The 22,182-nt window shown below is 45.4% G+C and carries 22 protein-coding genes; 12 read left to right on the forward strand and 10 right to left on the reverse strand.

Annotated elements, in window-relative coordinates:
- Positions 1–23: 23 nt before the first annotated feature.
- From EMM73_RS11360 to EMM73_RS11370, 3 genes are read left to right on the forward strand one after another with little or no spacing between them, the layout of a single operon-like run.
- The gene (locus EMM73_RS11360; protein ID WP_127686552.1) at positions 24–275 is read left to right on the forward strand and encodes a DUF1289 domain-containing protein; all 252 of its coding nucleotides are present in this window, start codon (positions 24–26) and stop codon (positions 273–275) included.
- Entirely contained in the window at positions 272–835 is a 564-nt protein-coding gene (locus EMM73_RS11365) for an MgtC/SapB family protein (protein ID WP_127686553.1), read from the forward strand. The genes EMM73_RS11360 and EMM73_RS11365 overlap by 4 nt, the downstream gene beginning before the upstream one ends.
- A gap of 20 nt (positions 836–855) precedes the next feature.
- Positions 856–2,397 carry a cation:proton antiporter family protein gene (locus tag EMM73_RS11370; protein WP_127686554.1) on the forward strand — a complete coding sequence of 514 codons (1,542 nt, stop codon included), beginning with the start codon at positions 856–858 and terminating at the stop codon, positions 2,395–2,397.
- 73 nt (positions 2,398–2,470) lie between these two features.
- Here the strand turns inward: EMM73_RS11370 and sugE are convergent, their stop codons facing one another.
- The 4 genes from sugE to EMM73_RS11390 all read right to left on the reverse strand — a co-directional run bounded on the left by sugE (position 2,471) and on the right by EMM73_RS11390 (position 5,239).
- Positions 2,471–2,785, reverse strand: coding sequence for a quaternary ammonium compound efflux SMR transporter SugE (gene sugE, locus EMM73_RS11375; RefSeq protein WP_127686555.1), 315 nt, complete (start codon positions 2,783–2,785; stop codon positions 2,471–2,473).
- Positions 2,786–2,923: 138 nt separating this feature from the next.
- Positions 2,924–3,568 carry a pyroglutamyl-peptidase I gene (gene pcp / locus EMM73_RS11380; protein ID WP_127686556.1) on the reverse strand — a complete coding sequence of 215 codons (645 nt, stop codon included), beginning with the start codon at positions 3,566–3,568 and terminating at the stop codon, positions 2,924–2,926.
- A 14-nt stretch (positions 3,569–3,582) separates the two neighbouring features.
- Positions 3,583–4,521, reverse strand: coding sequence for a DUF979 domain-containing protein (locus EMM73_RS11385; RefSeq protein ID WP_127686557.1), 939 nt, complete (start codon positions 4,519–4,521; stop codon positions 3,583–3,585).
- Entirely contained in the window at positions 4,514–5,239 is a 726-nt protein-coding gene (locus EMM73_RS11390; protein WP_127686558.1) for a DUF969 domain-containing protein, read from the reverse strand. The genes EMM73_RS11385 and EMM73_RS11390 overlap by 8 nt, the downstream gene beginning before the upstream one ends.
- A 333-nt stretch (positions 5,240–5,572) precedes the next feature.
- Here EMM73_RS11390 and tig point away from each other — a divergent pair, with 333 nt between their 5' ends.
- The 6 genes from tig (at position 5,573) to EMM73_RS11420 (ending at position 14,203) form a co-directional block, all read left to right on the forward strand.
- A complete protein-coding gene (gene tig / locus EMM73_RS11395) occupies positions 5,573–6,883 on the forward strand; it encodes a trigger factor (protein ID WP_127686559.1) in 1,311 nt (436 codons plus the stop codon).
- Positions 6,884–7,109: 226 nt separating this feature from the next.
- Complete coding sequence (clpP, locus tag EMM73_RS11400; protein WP_315851043.1) at positions 7,110–7,733, forward strand: ATP-dependent Clp endopeptidase proteolytic subunit ClpP; 624 nt, start codon at positions 7,110–7,112, stop codon at positions 7,731–7,733.
- 65 nt (positions 7,734–7,798) lie between these two features.
- Entirely contained in the window at positions 7,799–9,073 is a 1,275-nt protein-coding gene (gene clpX / locus EMM73_RS11405) for an ATP-dependent protease ATP-binding subunit ClpX (RefSeq protein ID WP_127686560.1), read from the forward strand.
- 147 nt (positions 9,074–9,220) lie between these two features.
- Complete coding sequence (gene lon / locus EMM73_RS11410) at positions 9,221–11,617, forward strand: endopeptidase La (protein WP_127686561.1); 2,397 nt, start codon at positions 9,221–9,223, stop codon at positions 11,615–11,617.
- Between the two features lie 209 nt (positions 11,618–11,826).
- Complete coding sequence (gene hupB, locus EMM73_RS11415; protein WP_008898812.1) at positions 11,827–12,099, forward strand: nucleoid-associated protein HU-beta; 273 nt, start codon at positions 11,827–11,829, stop codon at positions 12,097–12,099.
- Between the two features lie 190 nt (positions 12,100–12,289).
- A complete protein-coding gene (locus EMM73_RS11420) occupies positions 12,290–14,203 on the forward strand; it encodes a SurA N-terminal domain-containing protein (protein WP_127686562.1) in 1,914 nt (637 codons plus the stop codon).
- A gap of 71 nt (positions 14,204–14,274) precedes the next feature.
- Here EMM73_RS11420 and EMM73_RS11425 read toward each other — a convergent pair whose 3' ends face one another.
- Genes EMM73_RS11425 through pspF form a run of 6 tightly spaced genes read right to left on the reverse strand, consistent with a single transcriptional unit; the run spans position 14,275 to position 20,640 of the window.
- Positions 14,275–15,045: an ATP-binding cassette domain-containing protein gene (locus EMM73_RS11425; RefSeq protein WP_127686563.1), complete on the reverse strand. Its 771-nt coding sequence runs from the start codon at positions 15,043–15,045 to the stop codon at positions 14,275–14,277.
- Positions 15,042–16,034 carry a peptide ABC transporter ATP-binding protein gene (locus EMM73_RS11430; protein ID WP_127686564.1) on the reverse strand — a complete coding sequence of 331 codons (993 nt, stop codon included), beginning with the start codon at positions 16,032–16,034 and terminating at the stop codon, positions 15,042–15,044. Before EMM73_RS11430 ends, EMM73_RS11425 begins: the two co-directional genes overlap by 4 nt.
- Positions 16,034–16,927, reverse strand: a complete 894-nt coding sequence (locus EMM73_RS11435; protein WP_127686565.1) for an ABC transporter permease subunit — start codon at positions 16,925–16,927, stop codon at positions 16,034–16,036. The genes EMM73_RS11430 and EMM73_RS11435 overlap by 1 nt, the downstream gene beginning before the upstream one ends.
- 1 nt (position 16,928) lies before the next feature.
- Positions 16,929–17,948: an ABC transporter permease gene (locus tag EMM73_RS11440; protein ID WP_186435197.1), complete on the reverse strand. Its 1,020-nt coding sequence runs from the start codon at positions 17,946–17,948 to the stop codon at positions 16,929–16,931.
- Complete coding sequence (sapA, locus tag EMM73_RS11445) at positions 17,945–19,561, reverse strand: ABC transporter substrate-binding protein SapA (RefSeq protein WP_127686566.1); 1,617 nt, start codon at positions 19,559–19,561, stop codon at positions 17,945–17,947. Before sapA ends, EMM73_RS11440 begins: the two co-directional genes overlap by 4 nt.
- Positions 19,558–20,640, reverse strand: coding sequence for a phage shock protein operon transcriptional activator (pspF, locus tag EMM73_RS11450; protein WP_127686567.1), 1,083 nt, complete (start codon positions 20,638–20,640; stop codon positions 19,558–19,560). Before pspF ends, sapA begins: the two co-directional genes overlap by 4 nt.
- Positions 20,641–20,821: 181 nt before the next feature.
- Here pspF and pspA point away from each other — a divergent pair, with 181 nt between their 5' ends.
- Genes pspA through pspC form a run of 3 tightly spaced genes read left to right on the forward strand, consistent with a single transcriptional unit; the run spans position 20,822 to position 22,155 of the window.
- A complete protein-coding gene (gene pspA, locus EMM73_RS11455; RefSeq protein WP_127686568.1) occupies positions 20,822–21,490 on the forward strand; it encodes a phage shock protein PspA in 669 nt (222 codons plus the stop codon).
- 25 nt (positions 21,491–21,515) lie between these two features.
- The gene (gene pspB / locus EMM73_RS11460) at positions 21,516–21,752 is read left to right on the forward strand and encodes an envelope stress response membrane protein PspB (RefSeq protein ID WP_127686569.1); all 237 of its coding nucleotides are present in this window, start codon (positions 21,516–21,518) and stop codon (positions 21,750–21,752) included.
- Positions 21,745–22,155, forward strand: coding sequence for an envelope stress response membrane protein PspC (pspC, locus tag EMM73_RS11465; RefSeq protein WP_127686570.1), 411 nt, complete (start codon positions 21,745–21,747; stop codon positions 22,153–22,155). The genes pspB and pspC overlap by 8 nt, the downstream gene beginning before the upstream one ends.
- Positions 22,156–22,182 lie beyond the last annotated feature (27 nt).

Raw genomic sequence — 22,182 nt, forward strand, 5'->3', positions numbered from 1 at the left:
TTAGAGTAAAAGCCGGAGTTGAAGTGGAATCTCCATGTGTAGCCTGTTGCAGGTTGAATGAAGAAAAAATATGTGTTGGTTGTTATCGCCATATGGACGAAATAGTCGACTGGCGGAAAAAAACGCCGGAAGATTATCAGCAAATTGCCATACGTATTGAGCAGCGTAAAGCCGCAGCCCGCAATCAGGGGGAGACAGTGCCTATGACTGAAGCTGAATGGAAAGCTGCCCGTGCACGTAATGCTCTCAAATTAATATCAGGGGGCTCCCAATGATATTGTCTTCTGACTGGTTTGATATCAGTCCTTTGTCCTGGCAAGCCTTAGCTGTGACTTTGTTGGCAGGCAGTATTGTTGGTCTTGAGCGGCAGTTAAGAGGTAAACCTGCAGGGATCCGAACCTCCATATTGATCACCATGGGGACTTACCTATTTGTCGCTTTGTCTTTAGGTCAGTCAGGAGTCATGACAAGCCCTCTGATTGGGAAAGTGGTGACAGACCCAAGTCGTATTATTGGTCAGGTAGTGACAGGGATAGGGTTTCTTGGTGCTGGCGTAATGTTGACACGTGAAGGCATAGTAGTGGGGGTCACCTCAGCTGCGACTATTTGGGTGCTTGCCGCCATAGGTGTTGCAACAGGTTTAGGTCACTACCAGGTTGCAATTTGGTTATCTGTGGTGGTAGTTGGGGTATTAACAGGTGTAGATATGCTGGAGAACGCCAGTAGCGCATTGCGTCGAGGAGTACACAGAACGACAAAAGACTGGATCTCCCGTAAAACTGCAAAGGATGTAAACGAAAGCCCGGATTCTGAACTAGAAGACGGTAAAAGATAAACAAAGAAGACAGGACGGCTATGTTAGAAGCAGTGTGGATAGGTTTTGCCTTCAGTTTGGGTTTGTTAGTGCGCTTAATTGGTCTGCCGCCATTGATTGGGTATTTGGCCGCGGGCTTTATGATCACAGCCACAGCCACAGATTTAGACTTGCCTAAAGAGGGGAATGCCATCATCGCCCATGTGGCACATTTAGGTGTGTTGTTATTACTCTTTACTGTGGGTTTAAAACTCAATATCCGAAGTTTAGGTAAGCCCGAGGTATTGGGTGGCAGTCTGGCGCATTTTGCCAGCTCAGTGCTGCTGTATGCCCCCATCATTTATTTAACCTTTGAGCCTGACTGGTATTATGCCTTGATGCTGGCTGCTGCTTTGGCATTTTCAAGCACAGTACTTGCTGCTAAAGTTCTGGAAGGCAAGCGAGAAATTCGGGCTTTTCACGGCAGAGTTGCTATCGGTATCCTGGTTATGCAGGATTTAATCGCTATGGGACTTTTGAGTTTCACGCAAGGAATTACGCCATCGCCTTTTGCATTACTCGTGTTACTGGTGCCTTTGCTGCGGCCCCTGTTATACAAGTTGATGGATTTAACAGGCCATGATGATTTACAGATTTTATTCGGTGTATTGCTAGCTGTCGTTATAGGTGGTTCGGGTTTTCTTGCGGTAGGCTTAAGTTCCGAATTAGGCGCTTTGGTATTTGGCGCTTTGCTCGCTGGACATAACAGAGCTGGAGAGCTTTCAAAAACGCTATGGGGCTTAAAAGAGTTTTTCCTGGTGGGCTTTTTCCTGAAAATTGGTTTAGGCGGTTTGCCGGATCAACAAGCCTGGTTATTTGCGGCCTTGATGACAGTGTTATTACCTTTCAAAGCTGTGCTGTTTTTCGCCTTATTGGTGTTGTTCAGATTAAGAGCCCGTAGTGCCTTTTTATCCGGTTTAGCTCTGAGTAACTACAGTGAGTTTGCGTTAATTGTTGCCGCTAGTGTAATGCCGCAATTTCTTATTCCGCTGGCGTTAACTGTTGCCTTGTCTTTTGTGGTTTCGGCGCCGTTAAATCGTTTTGCTCACCCCTTATATGAACGACTAGCAAACCGGCTTATTCCGTACGAGCGCGACATTCACCATCCAGATGAACAGCCAGTGTCTCTAGGCGATGCCGAAGTGCTAATTATGGGCATGGGCCGCACAGGCTCGGCTGCTTATGAATACTTGGAGCACAAATGCCATTTAGTTGCTTTGGATTCGGATCCATCGAAAGTGGCGGAACATCAGGAAAAAGGCAATAACGTACTCTTTGCTGATGCTGAGGATCAGGTATTTTGGCAAGGCTTAAAACTGCAGGCTGTTAAAGCTGTAGTACTTTGCTTAAATGATGTGGAAGCCAAAGTGATAGCCACCAAAAAGTTGCGACAAGCGGGCTTTAGCGGCTTAATCGTATCGCACAGTATGCATAAAGATGAGGCTGCAGCGATTTTAGACGCTGGCGCTGATCACACTTACCTGACGATGTCCGAAGCTGGTGTAGGTTTAGGTGAAAGGGTACGTCAGCATATTACGCTTTAATCCGTGGGGTCAGGCCTTGCATGTTGCATCGACGAAGCAACATGCAAGGCCTGACCCCCATAGCTGCCCATGGTTAGCTACTGAGTTTTAAGCCTATAATCCCCAACAAAATCAAGCCAATACTGATTAAACGTTCGGCAGTAGCCGGGTCGCCTAACAAATAAATTCCGACTATCACAGTGCCGACTGCTCCTATACCTGTCCAGACCGCATAAGCTGTGCCCACGGGTAAATCCCGCATCGCAAGTCCGAGCATAGTAATACTTAACAGCATAGCGCCAATAGTCCAGACCGACGGCCAGAACTTGGTAAAACCTTCAGTGTATTTCAAACCCACGGCCCAACCTACTTCCAATAAGCCAGCCCCAATAAGCAGCAACCAGTTCATAAACTGTTTCCATCTTTTTGCAGTTGGGGTCGTCCCCAGAATATAGATGCTCAGTCAGGTCGTCCCAACTGGCCAAAGAAGAAAAAGCGCCGTAATTTTAATCATGCGAGCGCTTTATGACAAGCTTTAGGCTGAAATCTAGTCGAGTGTGCCCGCCGCTATTTGTAAATCTTCAGTGGTTAAAAGCGCCACTGGCAAACAGATTTTTAAGGCCTGCACCACCATGTCTACAGACATTGAAGCCACAGCTTTGCCGATAGCTTGTTCCGGTGCATAAGGAATATGTAAAAAACCAGCCTTTACTTTGGCTTTGTCTTTCAACTGGTGCATCAACGCGTAAAACACAGTATTACAAACATAAGTACCAGCAGTGTAAGACACTGTTGCTGGTATGCCTTGTTGCTTCAGGCTGTTGACCATAGCTTTGACTGGCAAGGTCGTAAAATAGGCAGCAGGGCCCTCAGTTACTACAGCTTTGTCTACAGGTTGCAGTCCTGCATTATCAGCGATACGGGCATCGATAAAGTTGATAGCAACTTTTTCAAAACAAAGTTCAGTACGACCACCGGCCTGACCCAGAGCCAACACCAACACAGGTTTTAATTCAGCAATAGCGGCTTTAAGTTCCTGTTGGCTTTTTTCGAATACACAAGAAAGTTGTCTGCTGACAACCTGCACTTCATCGTCCAGTTGGTAACCATCCAGCTGCTGTACGGCCAGCCAGGACGGATTGTTTTGTTCGCCACCAAAAGGCTCAAAACCTGTTAGCAAAATAGTTTGCATTTGTGCTCCAGCTTTTAAAACATTAACAGATACATCAGCACTATATTGACACCAAGCAGCACCAGGGCTGTTGGAGCCTGAGCTTTAATGACAGCGTTTTTATCTGGCAGCTCCAGAAGTGCAGCCGGCACTATATTAAAGTTCGCCGCCATAGGGGTAAGCAAGGTGCCACAGTAGCCACAAAACATACCTATAGCTGCCATAATGGCCGGATCGCCGCCATGCTGCAGCACCAATAACGGAATGCCTATACCAGCGGTAATCACAGGAAATGCAGCAAAAGCGTTGCCCATAATAATAGTAAATAAGGCCATGCCTATGGCATAACAAGCCACAGCCAGCAAAGGATGGTTTAAATTCAAATACAAGCTGGTCAGTTCTGACACTGTTTCACCCACACCAGCCTGATTAAACAGCAAACCTAAAGTGGCCAGCAACTGGGGTAATAAAAAGGCCCAGCCTATGGCTTCAATTAAACGTGAGGATTCTTTAAATGCTTGTTGAGGTTTTTCCCTAGTCAGATACAAAGCCGCCAGTATGGCTAAAAAGGCCGCTAAACCTAAAGCCGATAAAGTGGCATTATTTTGGTCCAGTAAAGACCAGCCATCGCCTTTAACATGCACCAGAATCAATACAGAAAACACCGTGAGCAGTGGGATCATCAAAGCCGGGATAAACAACTTATTGCTAAGGCGTTTCACCGAATCCAGTCGCTGTTGTAGTGCCAAGGTTTGATAGGTGCCACCTTTGACACCACCAAAACCAGCCACTAAAGCCATCAGCACGACCAAAGCGCCGACCAGAGCGGACGGCATAAAATCACCCAGTAGGAAAATCAGGCCATAACTGAACCAGAACAAAGCGCTGCTGTATCTTTTATCTTTGGCGCTAAAAAAGGCCACAGCAAAAAATAGCAAAGCAGCGACATAATACAGCAAGCTCATACTAATCATGGCGCTGCTCCTGTCGAGGGGCTTGCTTCAGTTCATCTTTAAGCTGGCGTGCCAGATAAGCGTCAAACCTGAGTAAACGGCTACCATGAATCAGAAAAGCAGCAATGGCTGTTGGAATACCCCAAAGCGCTATATGCAGAGGGTCGGTCTCAATACCGGATTCACGCAAAAAGGTATGCATTAAAATAATGGCACCAAAAGCGACAAAAATATCTTCACCAAAAAACAGCCCTATATTGTCAGTCGCGGCCGACATAGCGCGGATTTTGAATTTGATTTTATCCGGCAAGGTTAAGTGTTTTTTCTCAAAAGCCGCTTCAGCCATAGGCGCAAGTAAAGGCCGCACCACTTGTGGGTGGCCACCTAAACTGGTCAGGCCCGCAGCTGCTGTGCTCTCCCTCAATGCCAGGTAGACCAGCAACAAACGCCCTGTAGTCGCAGCTTTGATGTTCAGGATCCAGGCTTGGGCTTTTTCGCGCAGGCCATGGCGCTCCAAAAGACCAATAACGGCTAAGGGCAATAATAAAATAAGCGGTAAGTTACGGGTTTTGATAAAAGCTGTGCCCAGTGATTCCAGCCAGGTCAAAATTGGCATTTTCACTGCCATGCCAGTAGCAAAAGCCGCCACTGTCACCACCAGCACAGGGTTAAATTTCAGTAAAAATCCTAGCATCACCACTGCGATACCAAGCAAAGGCCAAAGGCTGAAATCGGACATAAAAAATCCTGATATTTTTGTTTTCATTGCCTATTGGTACACAGAAGCGGGTTGAAATGCGAGAGTAAAAGACCAAAAATGTGCTGAAAAATAATTTTTACCCACCACTGTTTTTTTGACTGAATAACCAGAGCCTATACAAAAAAATAAAGTTAAATTCGGCCGCCAAGCCGCGCCAAACCTGATGTTTCATCAAAAGCTCGACTCGGCGAAAAACCCTCGCTATAATGCCGCGTCCTATATAACAGGTCTGGGTAATGCGTCCAAATGCAGAAGCCGGACAAGCGAAGAGATGGCGTAGTCAGACGCCCGATTTGATTTTGAGGTAACAAGATGCAAGTTTCTGTTGAAACCACACAGGGTTTAGAACGCCGTTTGACCATTACTGTTCCAGCTGCTGCAATCAGCACTGAAGTTGACAAAGAATTAAGAAACATCGCGAAAAATCGCCGTGTTGACGGTTTCCGTCCAGGTAAAGCGCCTGTTGCAATGATCAAAAAAATGTTTGGTTTGTCTGTATTACAAGACGTGGCTTCACGTCAGATGCAAAACCATTTTTATCAGGCCATCATCGCAAACAAATTAACTCCTGCTGGCGCTCCTACCTTTGCTCCTGGTCAACTGGCTGAAGGCAAAGATTTAGAATTCGCAGCAACTTTCGAAGTTTACCCAGAAGTTCAACTGAACGCTCTGGACAAAATCGAAGTCACTAAGCCTGTTGTTGAAATCACAGCAGATGATTTAGAAACTATGTTAGGCACCTTGCGCAAGCAACATGCAACATGGGCAAAAACTGAGGCTGCTGCAGCTTCAGGTGACCGCGTGATCATCGATTTCGTTGGTTCTATCGAGGGTGAAGAGTTTGAAGGCGGTAAAGCCTCTGACTTTACTTTAGAACTGGGTCAGGGTCGTATGATCCCTGGTTTTGAAGACGGTATCATCGGCAAGAAAGCGGGTGAAGAAGTGACAGTTGATGTGACCTTCCCAGCTGAATACCACGCAGAAAACTTAAAAGGCAAAGCAGCTAGCTTTGCTGTGACTGTAAAAGCAGTTGAAGCTCAACAGTTACCAGAAGTAAACGACGAGTTCGCTAAGCTGTTCGGTCTGGCTGAAGCCACTGTTGATGCATTAAAAGTTGAAGTGAAAAAGAACATGGAGCGTGAGCTGAACAACAGCATCAAAGGCCGTGTGAAAGAACAAGTGATCAAAGGTTTGTTAGCGACTCACGAAGTTGAAGTGCCACAAGCTCTGATCGAAAGCGAAATTGACGTGTTACGTCGTCAGGCCTTACAGCGCTTCGGCAATAATCTGGATCCAAAACAGTTACCAGAATTACCAGCTGCGCTGTTCACTGAACAAGCCAAAGATCGCGTCAAAGTCGGTCTGTTATTAGGTGAAGTGATCAAAACAAACAACTTGCAGGTTGAAGATGCACGAGTTCAGTCTCTGATTGAAACTGTAGCTTCTGCGTACGAAGATCCACAAGAAGTGGTCCAGTACTACAACAGCAACAAAGAGCTGTTGCAAGGCATGCGTAACGTTGCTTTAGAAGAACAAGCCATTGACTTAGTTCTGGCAAAAGCCAAAGTCACAGAAGAAAAAGCCAAGTTTGATGAGATCATGAATCCACAAGCTGCAAACTAAGATTTGACATCTGTTTGTCAGGCAGTTTTAATGGCTCGAACATCATAGTTCGGGCCATTTTTATTTGTAGCCGCCGTACTTAATGCTTCAGCATTGTTGATCGACTATTCTTCCCCGGTGCACAGAATTTCTTTGCTCAAGGGAACCCAGATCTTTTCGCTGCGCTGTAACCTTAATTACTCAGGCTCTAATTACAGCCCCTCTTTTCAATGAAGGAAATCGCATTATGGCATTTGAGCCGAGAATGAATGAGTTAGTGAATGCCTTAGTTCCTATCGTTATTGAACAAACTGCTAAGGGTGAGCGCTCTTTTGATATTTATTCACGTTTATTAAAAGAACGGGTGATTTTTTTAACAGGTCAGGTCGAAGACCATATGGCCAATTTGATCGTTGCTCAGCTGTTGTTTTTAGAATCTGAGAATCCGGAAAAAGATATTTATATCTATATCAATTCACCAGGTGGCTCTGTCACTGCGGGTTTATCTATCTACGACACTATGCAATATATCAAGCCAAATATTGCTACAGTCTGTATAGGTCAGGCCTGCAGCATGGGTGCATTTTTATTATCTGGTGGTACTAAAGGCAAGCGTTATTGCTTACCTAACGCTCGTGTAATGATTCACCAACCTTTAGGTGGTTTCCAGGGCCAGGCGACTGATTTTGAAATTCATGCCCGTGAAATTCTTTATATTAAAGAAAAATTAAACCGCTTGATGGCAGAGCACTGTGGCAAAACTTATGAACAGGTTTGTAAAGACACAGAGCGTGATAACTTCTTAAGTGCACAGCAAGCCTTGGAATATGGCCTAATCGATGCCATATTAACTCAAAGGGATGCGAAGTAAGTTTAATTCAGGGGTGGTGAAAGGCGCTAAGCCAGCCACCCCTATGTAGTGGAAGAGGAAGTTACATGTCTGATCATCGCTCTGATGGCGAGAAAAGCAGCAAACTGTTGTATTGCTCTTTTTGCGGCAAATCACAACACGAAGTGCGTAAACTGATTGCAGGCCCACAGGTTTATATCTGTGATGAATGTGTCGATTTGTGCAACGATATCATTCGCGAAGAAATCAAAGATATTTCGCCAAAACGCGACAGCAACAAATTGCCGGTGCCAAAAGAGATCCGTGCTCACCTTGATGACTATGTCATAGGTCAGGAGCATGCGAAAAAAGTTCTGGCGGTAGCGGTCTACAACCACTACAAACGTTTACGCAGCGTGCAGCATAAGCAGGACGTTGAATTAAGCAAAAGTAACATTCTGCTGATTGGCCCTACAGGTAGTGGTAAAACATTATTGGCTGAAACCTTAGCCCGTTTATTGGATGTGCCATTTACCATGGCCGATGCCACCACCTTAACCGAAGCAGGTTATGTCGGTGAAGACGTTGAAAACATCATCCAAAAGTTACTGCAGAAATGTGATTACGATGTAGAAAAAGCCCAGCGTGGCATTGTCTATATTGATGAAATCGACAAAATTTCACGCAAGTCTGACAATCCATCTATTACCCGTGACGTATCGGGTGAAGGTGTACAACAAGCACTGCTGAAACTGATTGAAGGCACAGTAGCTTCAGTTCCGCCTCAGGGCGGCCGTAAGCATCCACAGCAAGAATTTTTGCAGGTCGACACCTCGAAGATCCTGTTTATCTGTGGCGGTGCTTTTGCAGGTTTAGATAAAGTGATAGAACAGCGTTGCGCTAAAGGTTCAGGTATAGGTTTTGGCGCACAAGTGCGAGCTACGTCACAAAGCCGTACTCTGACCGAAAGCTTTAAAGATGTGGAACCAGAAGATTTAGTTAAATATGGTTTAATCCCAGAGTTTATTGGTCGCCTGCCTGTGGTTGCGACTTTAACTGAGCTGGATTTAGCTGCATTAATGCAAATATTAAGTGAACCTAAAAATGCTCTGGTCAAACAGTTTGGTGCATTATTCCAGATGGAAAATGTGGAGCTGGAGTTCCGTGAAGATGCGCTCAAAGCTATAGCGCAAAAAGCCATGGAACGTAAAACCGGTGCTCGTGGCTTGCGTTCTATCGTTGAGAACGTATTGTTGGATACTATGTACGATTTACCCTCTATGGAACATGTCAGCAAGGTTGTTATTGACGAGACGGTGATCCGCGGAGAGTCTCAACCCATACTAATCTATGAGACTGTAGAAGCTGCGGCTTCACAGTAAGTAAATTGGGGTCAGAGCAAAATTAAGTCTGCGATTTAATTTTACGCTGACCCCATTTTTACTGCGCTAATTCATTGAAGTGACATAAACAGCCCCCATATACTGTTGAATCATGTCACCTGCAGTAAATAATTCGAGAGAGATTTCATGACAGTAGCAAAGACTGATCGTTTGCATATGCCTGTATTGGCATTAAGAGACGTGGTCGTTTATCCGCATATGGTGATCCCGCTGTTCGTTGGCCGGGCTAAATCCATCAAATGCCTGGATGCAGCGATGGAAAAAGAGAAACAAATCTTTTTAGTTGCGCAAAAAGACGCCACGCTGGATGACCCTAAAGATTCTGATTTGTATCAGGTGGGTACTGTCGCCACTATTTTGCAATTACTCAAACTTCCGGATGGCACTGTAAAAGTGCTGGTCGAAGGGGGGAAACGTGCTCAATTAGTGGAGTTTACCGACACTCATGATACTTTTGCGGCTTATGTGGATTTGATCCCAACACCAGAAATGGACAGCCGTGAGCAGGAAGTGATTTTACGTTCCGCCATCAACCAGTTTGAAGGCTATATCAAACTGAATAAAAAGATCCCTCCGGAAGTACTGACAGCGCTTTCAGGTATAGAAGACGCGGCCCGCTTAGCAGATACTATGGCAGCTCATATGCCGCTTAAAGTGGACGACAAGCAAAAGGTGTTAGAGATCATCGATGTGACGGAACGCTTAGAGTTTCTGATGGCGATGATGGAAAGCGAAATCGACATTCTGCAGGTCGAACGTCGTATCCGCAGCCGTGTTAAAAAGCAAATGGAAAAAAGCCAGCGCGAGTACTACCTGAATGAGCAAATGAAAGCCATTCAGCGTGAACTGGGCGAGCTGGAAGATACACCAGATGAGTTTGAGGCTTTATCGAAAAAAATCGAATTGGCTCAGATGCCGGAAGAAGCGCGCACTAAAGCGACGGCTGAACTGCAAAAGTTAAAAATGATGTCACCTATGTCAGCTGAAGCCACTGTGGTGCGTAGCTACATCGACTGGCTGACCAATGTGCCCTGGAAAAAACGTAGCAAGGTGAAAAAAGACCTGGCTGGCGCAGAACGTATTCTGGACTCGGATCATTATGGTTTGGATAAAGTCAAAGAACGCATTCTGGAATATCTGGCAGTGCAGCAGCGCGTCAACAAATTAAAAGGCCCGATTTTATGTTTAGTCGGACCTCCGGGTGTAGGTAAAACTTCACTAGGTCAGTCTGTTGCCAAAGCAACAGGGCGTAAATATGTGCGAATGGCCTTAGGTGGTGTGCGTGACGAAGCGGAAATTCGCGGTCACAGACGGACTTACATCGGCTCAATGCCAGGAAAAATCATCCAGAAAATGGCAAAAGTAGGGGTGCGTAATCCTTTATTCTTGCTGGATGAAATTGACAAAATGGCGTCGGATTTCCGTGGTGATCCAGCAGCTGCTCTGCTTGAGGTGTTAGATCCTGAGCAAAACACTTCATTCAGTGATCACTATCTGGAAGTAGATTACGACTTATCCGACGTGATGTTTTTCGCTACATCGAATAGTTTAAATATTCCGGCTGCTTTATTGGACCGGATGGAAGTGATTCGTTTAGCGGGTTATACCGAAGATGAGAAGCTGAATATTTCCAAGCAGCATCTGATCAACAAGCAGATTGAACGTAATGGCTTAAAACCTCATGAAATTGAGATTGAAGACAGCGCTATTGTAGGCATTATCCGTTATTACACCCGCGAAGCCGGTGTGCGTAACTTAGAGCGTGAAATCTCCAAGTTATGCCGCAAAGCAGTGAAAAACATTCTGCTGGATAAAAACCTGAAAAAAGTAGTGATCAATCAGGACAATCTGGAAGATTTCTTAGGTGTACAACGTCATGACTACGGCAAAGCGGAAGACAGCAACCGTATTGGTCAGGTGACAGGCTTAGCCTGGACTTCTGTCGGTGGTGATTTACTAACGATTGAAGCCGCTGCAGTGGTTGGGAAAGGCAAACTGACGTACACAGGCTCTTTGGGCGATGTGATGAAAGAGTCGATTCAGGCCGCCATGACAGTAGTGCGAAGCCGTGCGGAGAAACTGCGTATTAACGAAGACTTCTATGAAAAACGTGATATTCACGTGCACGTGCCAGAAGGTGCAACTCCAAAAGACGGTCCAAGTGCTGGTATAGCTATGGTAACAGCTCTGGTATCCAGCTTAACAGGCAATCCGGTTCGTTCTGATGTGGCCATGACAGGTGAAATCACGCTACGTGGCGAAGTGTTGCCTATAGGCGGCCTCAAAGAGAAGCTGCTGGCAGCGCATCGAGGTGGTATTAAGAGGGTTTTAATCCCACATGACAATGTGCGGGACTTAAAAGATATCCCGGATAATGTCAAAGGTGATATTGAAATTCGTGCGGTGAAATGGATTGACGAAGTGCTGGAACTGGCTCTGCAAGAGCCGCCAACCGGTATGTCGGTGCTTGAAGTGGAAAAAATTCCAGCAAAAAGCAAAAAAATCCAAAAAAATCCAGCCTAGGGGCTTTTCAATTACTCTGGCTGTGTTAAGTTATGGGCAGTTTCGACGCAGCCCTTGCGCAGCAAGGGTTGTGGCCTAACAGAAATTTTTGTAGGGCGTCGTTTTGTGCTTGCAAGACTATATCAGGCTTGATATAAGGAACGCGCCACTACGACAAAACAAATTTACTGTAGTTGTTGAAAATAATAACAATTGAAGGGGATGATATTGTGAACAAGTCTCAACTTATCGACAAAATCGCTGCTGGCGCAGATATTTCTAAAGCGGCAGCTGGTCGTTCTCTGGACGCGTTCATCGACGCTGTTACTGAGGCTCTTAAAGAAGGCGATTCAGTAGCCTTAGTTGGTTTTGGTACATTCGCAGTTCGCGAGCGCGCTGCACGTTCAGGTCGCAACCCGCAAACGGGTGAAACTATCCAAATCGCTTCTGCGAAAATTCCTTCGTTCAAGCCAGGTAAAGCGCTGAAAGATAGCGTAAACTAAGCTGAACGCTCGGCTCATGTCGCCGGGCTTATGAAGCTGGTGGTTCTGTCAAATTCAGTAGTGATACTGGCAGAGAAAAGCACAACGCATTCAGCCTGACGCTGCCACAGCTTTTATGAAAAAGGCGTATCTGTTAAGATGCGCTTTTTTTTTAAGACAACCAAAAGTTGCCAAAAGAGACGTAGATACAATGTTAGAAAAGATCAGAGAAGGTTCGCAGGGTATGATCGCCAAGGTCATTCTTGGCTTTGTGATCCTGACTTTTGCTTTAGCCGGGGTTGGCAGTTATCTAGGCAACAGCAGTGAGCTGCCTGTAGCCACAGTCAACGGTGATGAAATTACCAAGGTGCAGTTTGACACCGCATACCAGAATGAGAGAGCCAGAATGCAGCAGCAGTTTGGTGAAATGTTCGGCATGCTGTCTGCTGACCGCAACTATATGAGCAATTTCCGCAATTCAGTGTTGGAAAAACTAATTGACGAACAGTTACAACGTCAATTGGTTGCAGAGCTGGACTTAATGGTCAGTGATGACGTGTTACGGGATACTATCCGTAGCCTGCCAGAGTTTCAGGTCGAAGGTGTTTTTAACAACGACCGTTATATAGCTTTACTGCGCCAGAATGGATACGAGCCAAACCAGTTCCGTGATTATCTGCGTGCGCAGATGTCGGCCAACCAGTTGGTGGTAGGTTTGGCAGGTTCGGAATTTGCGACTGTGTCAGAAATGCAATTGTTGTCTAAGCTGCAACAGCAAAGTCGCGATATTCAGTTCGCAGTATTAAAAGCAGAAGACTTTGCGTCAGCGGTAGAAATAAATGACCAATTGCTGCAGGACTATTATCAGATTAATGCCAACCAGTTTGTGTCGCCAGAGACTGTCTCAGTAGATTACGTGCGTCTTAATGCAGCGGACATAGCGACAGATATCCAAGTCACGGATGCAGATTTATTAGCTTATTACGAGGCAAATCTGGTTCGTTACCAAACAGAAGAGCGTCGTCGAGTCTCACACATACTGTTAGAGTCTGTTGAAGATAATGCTGAGGTAGAAGCAAAAGCTCAAGCTTTAGCAGAGCAATTACAGCAAGGCGCAGATTTTGCTGAGCTGGCGATGAAAGAATCGGCTGATACTTTTTCAGCTGAAAAAGGTGGGGATTTAGACTTTATCGAACAAGGTGTGATGGATGCTGCATTTGAAAAAGCGGCCTATGCCTTGGCTAAAGCCGGCGATATCAGCCCCGTCGTAAAGACTGAGTTTGGTTACCATATTATCAAGCTGACTGAAGTTCAACCTGGCACTGTGAAGTCTTTTACTGATGTAAAGGAGCAAATACTAGCTACAGTAAAGAGTGATAAAGCAGCTGAGAAGTTCATCGACCTACAACAACTTTTGGGTGAAAAAAGCTTCGAAATTGCGGATAGTTTGCAAGAAGCTGCTGAAGCTGTTGGTTCTAAAGTGGTTTCTGTTCCAGCTTTTAGCCGGGCCACTGCCCCTGTTGAACTAACTGCCCCCAAAGTTTTGGAGACGCTGTTTTCAGATGATTTTATTAGTGCTGGCGTAAACAGTGATGTCATCGAAGTAGCACCACAAGACGTCATCGTAGTCCGTATCAATACACATCAGCCTGAGACCACTAAGACGCTTGACGAAGTGAAGCTACAGGTGCAGGCCGCAGTTGTTGCAACAAAGAGCTCTGAGTTAGCTCGCGCTAAGGCTGAATCTCTATTCGCTGAAGTGACCGCAGGGAAGTCCTTTTCTGACGTAGCTGCAACTGCGCAGTTAAATCTTGAAACTAAGGTTGCTGTTCCTCGTTTTGGTGGTGATATCGACTCTGATATTCGCACTAAGGCGTTTGAACTTGCTAAACCTACAGATGCTCAACCTGCTACTGTGGCTGTATTAAATCTAGCAAGCGGTGATGCGGCCTTAGTTGCGGTGACCAAGGTGACCGAATCTGACGTGACTGATAAACCTCAGCTTGAGCAGTTGCAGCAGTTTGCAGATCAAAAAGCGCAAAGTAGTTTTGGCGCTTTGCTTGCCGCATTAAAAGCGAAAGCAGACATCACCCGCTCATTACCTGAAGCTGCAGCAGACGAATAAGTTGAAGCTTTACCAGCAAAAAAAACCAACCTTCGGGTTGGTTTTTTTTGCTGATTTCGTTATGGTTATCTTTAGCTTTGAGCACTGCTGATCAGTTTCCTGCTGTAGTCGTGTTGAGGGTTATCAAACACCTCAGTGGTAGAGCCGTAATCCAAAGATTTCCCTTGATGTAACACCAGGATAGTGTCGCTAATATGTCGTACCAGACGCAGATGATTGGTGATCAATAAATAAGACAAACCTGTGCTTTGCTGGAGTTCAAGCAGGAGATTAACAATCTGAGCTCTTAAAGACGGATCAAGCGCTGTTAAGGCTTCATCCAGTATCAGCAGCTTAGGATCCATAATCAGAGCTCTGGCAAGGGCTACACGTTGCAATTGGCCACCAGAGAACATATGGGGGTAGTAAGCGGCGTGTTCTTCCATTAATCCCAGCTGAGCTAGGGTTTGGTGGATCTTCTGTTCGCGCTGACTTTCGTTTAGTGCTGTGCTGAAACGCAGTACGTCATCCAACATTTGCCCTATCCGCTGATGCGGATTCAAAGAGCGGGCAGGGTCCTGAAAAATGTAGCGAATGACGTGGTTATACTTTTTATGGTCGCTGATGGATACTGCCTTGCCTTCCAGCAATATTTCACCACTGTCAGGTGTTTCTATACCGACCAGCAATTTAGCCAGGGTACTTTTACCTGAGCCTGTTTCTCCGACTATAGCCAAGGTCTGACCTGTATGTAAACTAAAGCTAACATTTGACAGTGCCTGAATGGTTTGACGTCGAAAAATGCCCTGAGCTTTCTGGTAGCTTTTATACAGTTGCCGGATTTCAAGTAAAGGAATTGTCATATCTTTTTACCCTGCAAAGGAAAATGGCAACTGTAATAGTGATTCTGGAGACGTTCCAGCACTGGTGTTTTTACACATTCTTTGCGGGCATTGGGGCAACGTGGACCAAGACGGCACCCTATAGGTAAATGCTGTAAGGTTGGAATACTGCCATGCAAAGCATACAAAGGTTGTTTACTGGCAAGTTGTGGCTGGAATTCAGGCACGCTTTTGATCAGTGCGTCTGTATAAGGATGAAAAGGAGACTTTAAAATAGCCGCGGTTTCACCTGCTTCAACCAATTGGCCACAATACAATACACTCAAGGTTTGAGTATTACGGGCTACAGTTTCAAGCTCATGACTGATTAGTAAAATCGACATACCTTTGAGCTGGTTAAAGCTGGCCAGCAAACGAAATAACTGTGCCTGTGTAGTACTTTCCAGCGCTGTAGTGGGTTCATCTGCTATCAGCAGCTTCGGCTTTTTCGCAATGGCCATGGCGATCATTATTTTCTGGCAGACTCCCTCAGGTAACTGATAAGGGTATGAGTTTAGAATAGCTTTATGATCTCTGATCCCCACCTTGTGCAATAAGGCGATAGCTTTTTTGCGGCGTTCAAAGGGGCGGCTCCACCAGCTCCCAACCAACTCAGAATCCGGTATAGCCTCCAGCAACTGGTCAAGAATTGGGGCTGTAGGGTCCATGCTCCTGCTAGGTTCCTGATAAATCATGGCAATATCGCGGCCAATAATTTTGCGCTGCTGGTCATACGACAGGCGCAACAAATCCTGCCCAGCCCAGCTGAATCTGTCGGCTGTGATATGCCATCTTTTATTCAGTACACCTACTATGGCTTTGGCGATTAAACTTTTACCTGAACCTGATTCGCCCACTAAACCACGAATTTCACCTTCCCGGATCGTCAGGTTTACCTTGTCTACGGCACGAATTAAACCTTCTGGGGTTTCCAGCTCAATCGTCATGTTTTTTATATCAAGCAAAATCATCAGTTGTCCCGCCGCTTTGTCATCGCAGTTCGTAAGCCATCGCCGACCAAATTCACTGACAACACTGAAGCAAAAACTAAAATTCCTGGCAAAGCGATAGCCCAAGGCGCCAGATAAATGAGATCGAGCGCATCAGCGATCATGGCGCCCCATTCTGACGTCGGAGCTTGAGCGCCAAGACCAAGGAAACCCAAGGCGGCAATATCCAGAATAGCGGTCGATAAAGCCATAGTGGCCATAACGGTAATGTGTTCCCAGATATTGGGCAAAACAGCGTAACGCAATACTTGCCAGTTTGATGCACCATCAAGTCGATAAGCTGCGACGTAGTCTTGCCTTAAGGTATCTTGTATGGCGTTGCGAATACCATGCACAAATTGTGGCAATAGCGCGAGCATAATGGCCCAGGTGGTATTCCACAGCCCAGGGCCTAACACTGCCACTATGATAATGGCCAGTAGCAGAGAGGGGATAGTCAGGGCCAAATCCAATACATGATTAAAAATACTGGATTTGACACCTTTGCTCATTCCGGCTGTTGCGCCCAAAGCCAGTCCCATCAGTAAAGATCCAATCACAGTTATCAGTGCGATGCCAAAAGTGTAAGTTGCTCCTTTCATCAGTCTGGACATCAGATCCCGGCCTAAATCATCAGTTCCAAAAGGATACTGCACCAGGCCTTCCGGACTCCAGGAGGGGGCCAACAGCAACAAGTCCGAGTTTTGCTGATAAGGGTCATGAGGGGTCAGTATGAGCGCAAATAAGGTCAGTAACAAAAAAAATGAAAACAATACCAGGCCAAATACTGCTGCATGCTGACGTTGAAACTGAAGCCAGAGCTGCGTTAATGGACCTCTGTTATGTTCCTCAAAATACAGCCGGAATTTTTTCATCTCAGACTTTCCTGGCCAGAGGATTAAACAAAGTGTGTAATATTTCAGTTAGCATATTTACTACTATGACTAAACAAGACACCACCAATAAGCCTCCCTGTATAGCGGGATAGTTCCGCTGATAAATACTGTCCAATAGCCATTGACCTAAACCAGGCCAGGAAAATATGACCTCGGTAATCATTGCTAGTGTAATCAGTGTGCTGAATTGTAATCCAATCTGACGTATTACAGGCAATAACGCATTGCGCAAACCATGGTGATAGAGCACCTGAGTCCGGCTTAAGCCTTTAGCCCGCGCTGTTTTTATGTAGCTTTGCTCAAGTACCATGAGCATCGAATCGCGGGTAAACCGGATCATTACAGTTGTTGGGTAAGTGGCAAGCACCACAGCAGGCAATAGCAAGTGTCGCAGCGCGTCCATAATAGCTTCAGATTTATAGCTAATGTCGGACAGCAATATATCCGGTAACATAAAACCTGTAGAAGTAGGAATATCAAACAGCACATTGATACGTCCTGCGGTCGGTAGCAGGCCCAGGGTCAACGAAAATAGCATGATAAGCAGAAGTGCCCACCAGAAAATAGGAATGGAATAAGCCACCAGCGTAATTCCAGAGATCAGCTTGCCGAAAAAGTGGTCCGCTTTGACCGCTGCAAACAAACCCAAGGGGATCCCAAGAACAAAAGACAGGATAAGTGCATAACTTGCCAGCTCTAATGTAGCTGGGAACACCGCAAAGATTTCAGCCAGCACAGGTTGCTGACTGGAGAAAGACAAGCCCCACTCGCCATCCAGAATACGGTTTAGATAAGCCAGATACTGCATCAGTACAGACTGGTCCAGAGCATAATACTGTATAAGCGCTTGGCGCTGCTCAGGCTCAATAGTGGTCAGGCCTGATACATTGTTCAGCACTTCGCCTGGAAACAAGTAACTTAAACTAAAAGCCAATACAGTCAAAGCGACAAAAACAAAGGAGATTAAAAAAGCGCGGCGTAAAAAATAGTGCAGCATCATAAGGCTTTTCTCGCTGCAGCCATAGAAATACCGCCGTAAGGGTTGATAGTGACCCCAGTAATTTTGACACTTTTCGCCTGAAAACGTTTGGAGTGCGCTATGCTGACTAAGGGCATTTGCTCGTCAAGATAAAGCTGTGCAGTCAGATAAAAACTGCGTCTTTGTTTAATATCCGCGGTCAACAACGCTTGGTTGATCAGGTTATCAAAATTCGGATCGCACCAGTTGGCTCTGTTGCTGCCTGAGCCCGCAGCACTGCAACTTAACAGAGGTCGGAAAAAGTTATCTGGATCGGCATTATCAGCGGCCCAGCCGATCAGTACTGAATCATGCTCAAACTCTGACAGTTTACGCCTGAAACTATTCCATTCAAAGGAGACTATTGAGGCTTTGACTCCTATTTTAGCTAAGTCGGCCTGCATTAACTCGGCCATCTTTAATGCGTTCGGGTTGTATAAACGCTGCACTGGCATAGCCCAAATATCCATACTGAACCCCCTGGGGTAGCCAGCTTGTGCCAGCAACTCTTTTGCTTTGGACGGGTCGTACTGCTGTTCGGGTAAGTCTTGGTAAAAAGCCCATGAGGTTGGTGGGAGTAAGGTTTTAGCTTTGTCAGCATAACCAAAATAAACAGCATCGAGTATAGCGTCTTTATTGATGGCATAAGCAAGAGCTTTGCGCACTAATACATTATCAAAAGGTGGTTTTTGGGTATTAAAAGCCCAAAATCCAACATTCATGCTGACCTGGCTTTGCACTTCGACATCAGGCCGCTCTGCGATAAGTTTCAGCTCTGCATTGCGGGGGTAGGCAACTACATCACATTCATGAGTCAGTAATTTCGCCATACGTTTGGCGTTATCCGGTACCAAGTCAAACACCAGTTGGCTGAGTTCTACTTTACCCCGCCAATATTCGGGATGGCGATAATAACGAATAAACTGATTTTTTTTATATTCTTTAAAGAAAAATGGACCTGTACCTACGGGCTTTTGATCCAATAATTCAGCTTTGCTTTGTTGCAGTAGCTGCTCTGCATATTCTGCCGACAAAATGGCGGCAAAGTCTGTGGCGAGATTAGATAAAAACGAGCTGTCAGGACGGTTTAGTTCAAAACGCACTGTGCTGTCATTTTCTGCGACTACGGCTTTAACCAGCGAACTCCAGTCGACACTTTGAAAATAGGGGTAAACTGCACCGCCCACTGCATGGTATGGATGCTCAGTGTGCGTTATACGATTAAAAGTAAAAGTAACGTCCTGGGCATTGAAAGTTCTACCGGGAGAAAAAAAAGCAGTGTGATGAAATTGTACGTTCTGGCGTAGAGTAAACCAATAGGTTTTGCCATCTTCACTTAAACGCCACTGAGTTGCCAGAGCTGGAATTAATTCACCGCTGGCCGGGTCTATGTCCAAAAGGCGATCGTAGAGTTGCTGGCTTATCGCATCAATAGTGGTACCTGAAGTCACGCGTTGTGGGTTAAATGTCTCGGGCGATCCTTCTGCACAATAAACCATACCTTGTTGAATTGTTTCAGGAATATCAGGCAGACAGGCGCTGAGGAATAACACAGAGCCACAGGGAACCATCAGGCTTAGTAAAGCTTTGATCATTGTTGGCTGTCCAGCAATTTGTACTTTTTCATATAACCACGTAACTGATGATAGGTCAGATTGAGAGCTTCAGCGGTTTTCTTCTGATTAAACTGACAAGTTGCAAGTGCTTGTTTTATTAAATCCATTTCAAAGTTCTCTGACAATACTTTGAAATCCTGAGGTTGGTTAAAATCAAAAGCTGAAACGGCTTGCACTGCGCAGCGTTGATTATCGCTGCTTTGCTCTTGAATGGCTACCACCGCATGTTCTATTTGTGGTTTTCGATCTAAAGTACGAACTCTGGTTCTGGGTCGGAACGGCGATTCAAAAGGGTCTAACTGAATATGATGCACTGGAACATAAGGATTGTTGGTGCGATAGACGCTGCGCTCCACCACGTTTTTCAATTCCCGCACATTACCTGGCCATTCATGCTCCAGCAAAATACGTTTGGCTTTTTCACTAAAGCCGCTAAAGAGTTCAAAGCCCAGCTCACGCGCCATATTGACGGCAAAATGCTCCGCCAGCACCAGAATATCTTCTCGTCTTTCTCTCATTGGCGGCAAAGTGATCACATCAAAAGCCAGCCGGTCAAGTAAGTCAGCCCTAAACTCGCCATGTTCGGCCATTGAAGGTAAATCTTCGTTGGTGGCACAAATTAAACGCACATCCACTTTCACTGAACGACTGCCACCAACCCGCTCAAATTCGCCGTATTCAATCACACGTAGCAATTTTTCCTGCACCATGGCAGGTGTATTGGCTAATTCGTCCAGGAACAAGGTACCGCCATTGGCACGTTCAAAACGGCCTTCATGGCGTTTGGCTGCACCGGTAAAGGCTCCGGCTTCGTGGCCAAAGAGTTCACTCTCCAGCAAATTTTCGTTTAATGCGGCACAATTTAAGGTTAGATAATTTTGATCCCAGCGCTGAGAAAGGTAATGTAGACGCGCTGCTATCAGCTCCTTACCTGTGCCTCTTTCGCCTATGATCAATACAGGCTTGTGTAAAGGCGCGATTTGAGAAACCTGGTCCAACACGTTTAAAAAGCTGTTAGATTGGCCTATTAAATTATCTTGCTGAAAAGTTCTGCTCATCTGAAGTCACGAAGTGGTGAAATTAACTAATAAGTAGTGTATTTCATAATTTGAACTTGGCATAGCTTTTTTGTTTTTCAAATAAAATCTATATAAAACATATGTTTATTTTTTTTTGCAACTTGGCAAGAAACCTGAATAAGTAATAGCGAATCCAATAAGTCATTTAGAGGTAAATAGTATGGGTATCTTCTCTCGCTTTTCAGATATCGTAAATTCCAACATCAATGCTTTATTAGATAAAGCAGAGGATCCGGAAAAAATGGTTCGCCTGATTATTCAGGAAATGGAAGACACATTGGTTGAAGTACGCTCTACCTCTGCAAAAACTATTGCAGAGAAAAAAGAACTGCAACGACTAGTGTCAAAATTAGAAGCTGAAGTGGCCGACTGGCAGGCAAAAGCTGAACTGGCTTTAAGCAAAGAACGTGAAGACTTAGCTCGCGCTGCATTGGTTGAACGTCAAAAAGCTGCTGACCAGGCTGCGGCAGTCGCCGCCGACATCAGTCATTTAGACGAGCATGTCAGCAAGTTGCAGGATGAAGTTGGTCAGCTGCAGGACAAACTGGCAGATGCTAAAGCTCGTCAGAAAGCCATGCTGATGCGTCAAAAAACGGTATCTTCCCGTTTGGACGTAAAACGTACCTTAGACAGTACACGTTTAAATGATGCTATGTACAAGTTTGAACGTTATGAGCAAAAAATCGATTCACTGGAAGCTCAGGTTGAATCCTACGATTTAGGTAAAAAAACCTTAAAAGATGAGTTTGCAGAACTGGCGTCATCTGACAAAATCGATAACGAACTGGCTGAATTAAAAGCTAAAATGTCTAAAAAAGATAACGCCTGATTATCAGGCGTTATAGGAGTTAAAGATGGAAATAACGGACGTCATTGGTGTACCTTTTATCCTGTTCATGATTTTTGTCGCGCCGCTGTGGGTCTTTATGCACTACAGAAGCAAAAACAAAATTGGTGAAGGCTTGGGGGACAGTGAACTGGCTCAACTGAATGAGTTGTCCCATCGTGCCGAAAAAATGGCCGACCGCATAAAAACGCTGGAAGCGATTTTAGATGCGGAGTCGCCGAAGTGGAGGGAGAAACATGACTAAAATACGCAAAGAGCTGTTGCGGGATGACCGCAACGGCAAACTGGCCGGGGTCTGTGCTGGTATTGCAGACTACTTCGGTTGGGAAGTGTGGTTAGTGCGGTTGATTGTGGTTACTTCAGTGTTATTAGGTTTAGGTGGTTTGTTGCCTGTTTTGTACGTCGCGGCCTGGTTTATTCTTGAAAAAAAATCAGTGCATGAAGCAAAAAAAGGTATTACTGAGCCTGCTTACGATGAGCGGCCGGTGGAGGTGAAAACCCGAGTCTGGCAACGCGGTGAAGTGCCTAAGTCGGCCTTGCATCACTTAGTTAATCAGTTTAATAGTATGGAATTACGTTTACGCGACATGGAAACTCATGTTACCTCTGCCAAGTTTCAATTGAACAGAGAAATCAGCAAGTTATAGTCTTACTCGAGAGCGAGTCTGTCGAAA

Origin of the sequence: Rheinheimera sediminis (assembly GCF_004005375.1) — a bacterium.
Taxonomy (GTDB): Bacteria; Pseudomonadota; Gammaproteobacteria; order Enterobacterales; family Alteromonadaceae; genus Pararheinheimera.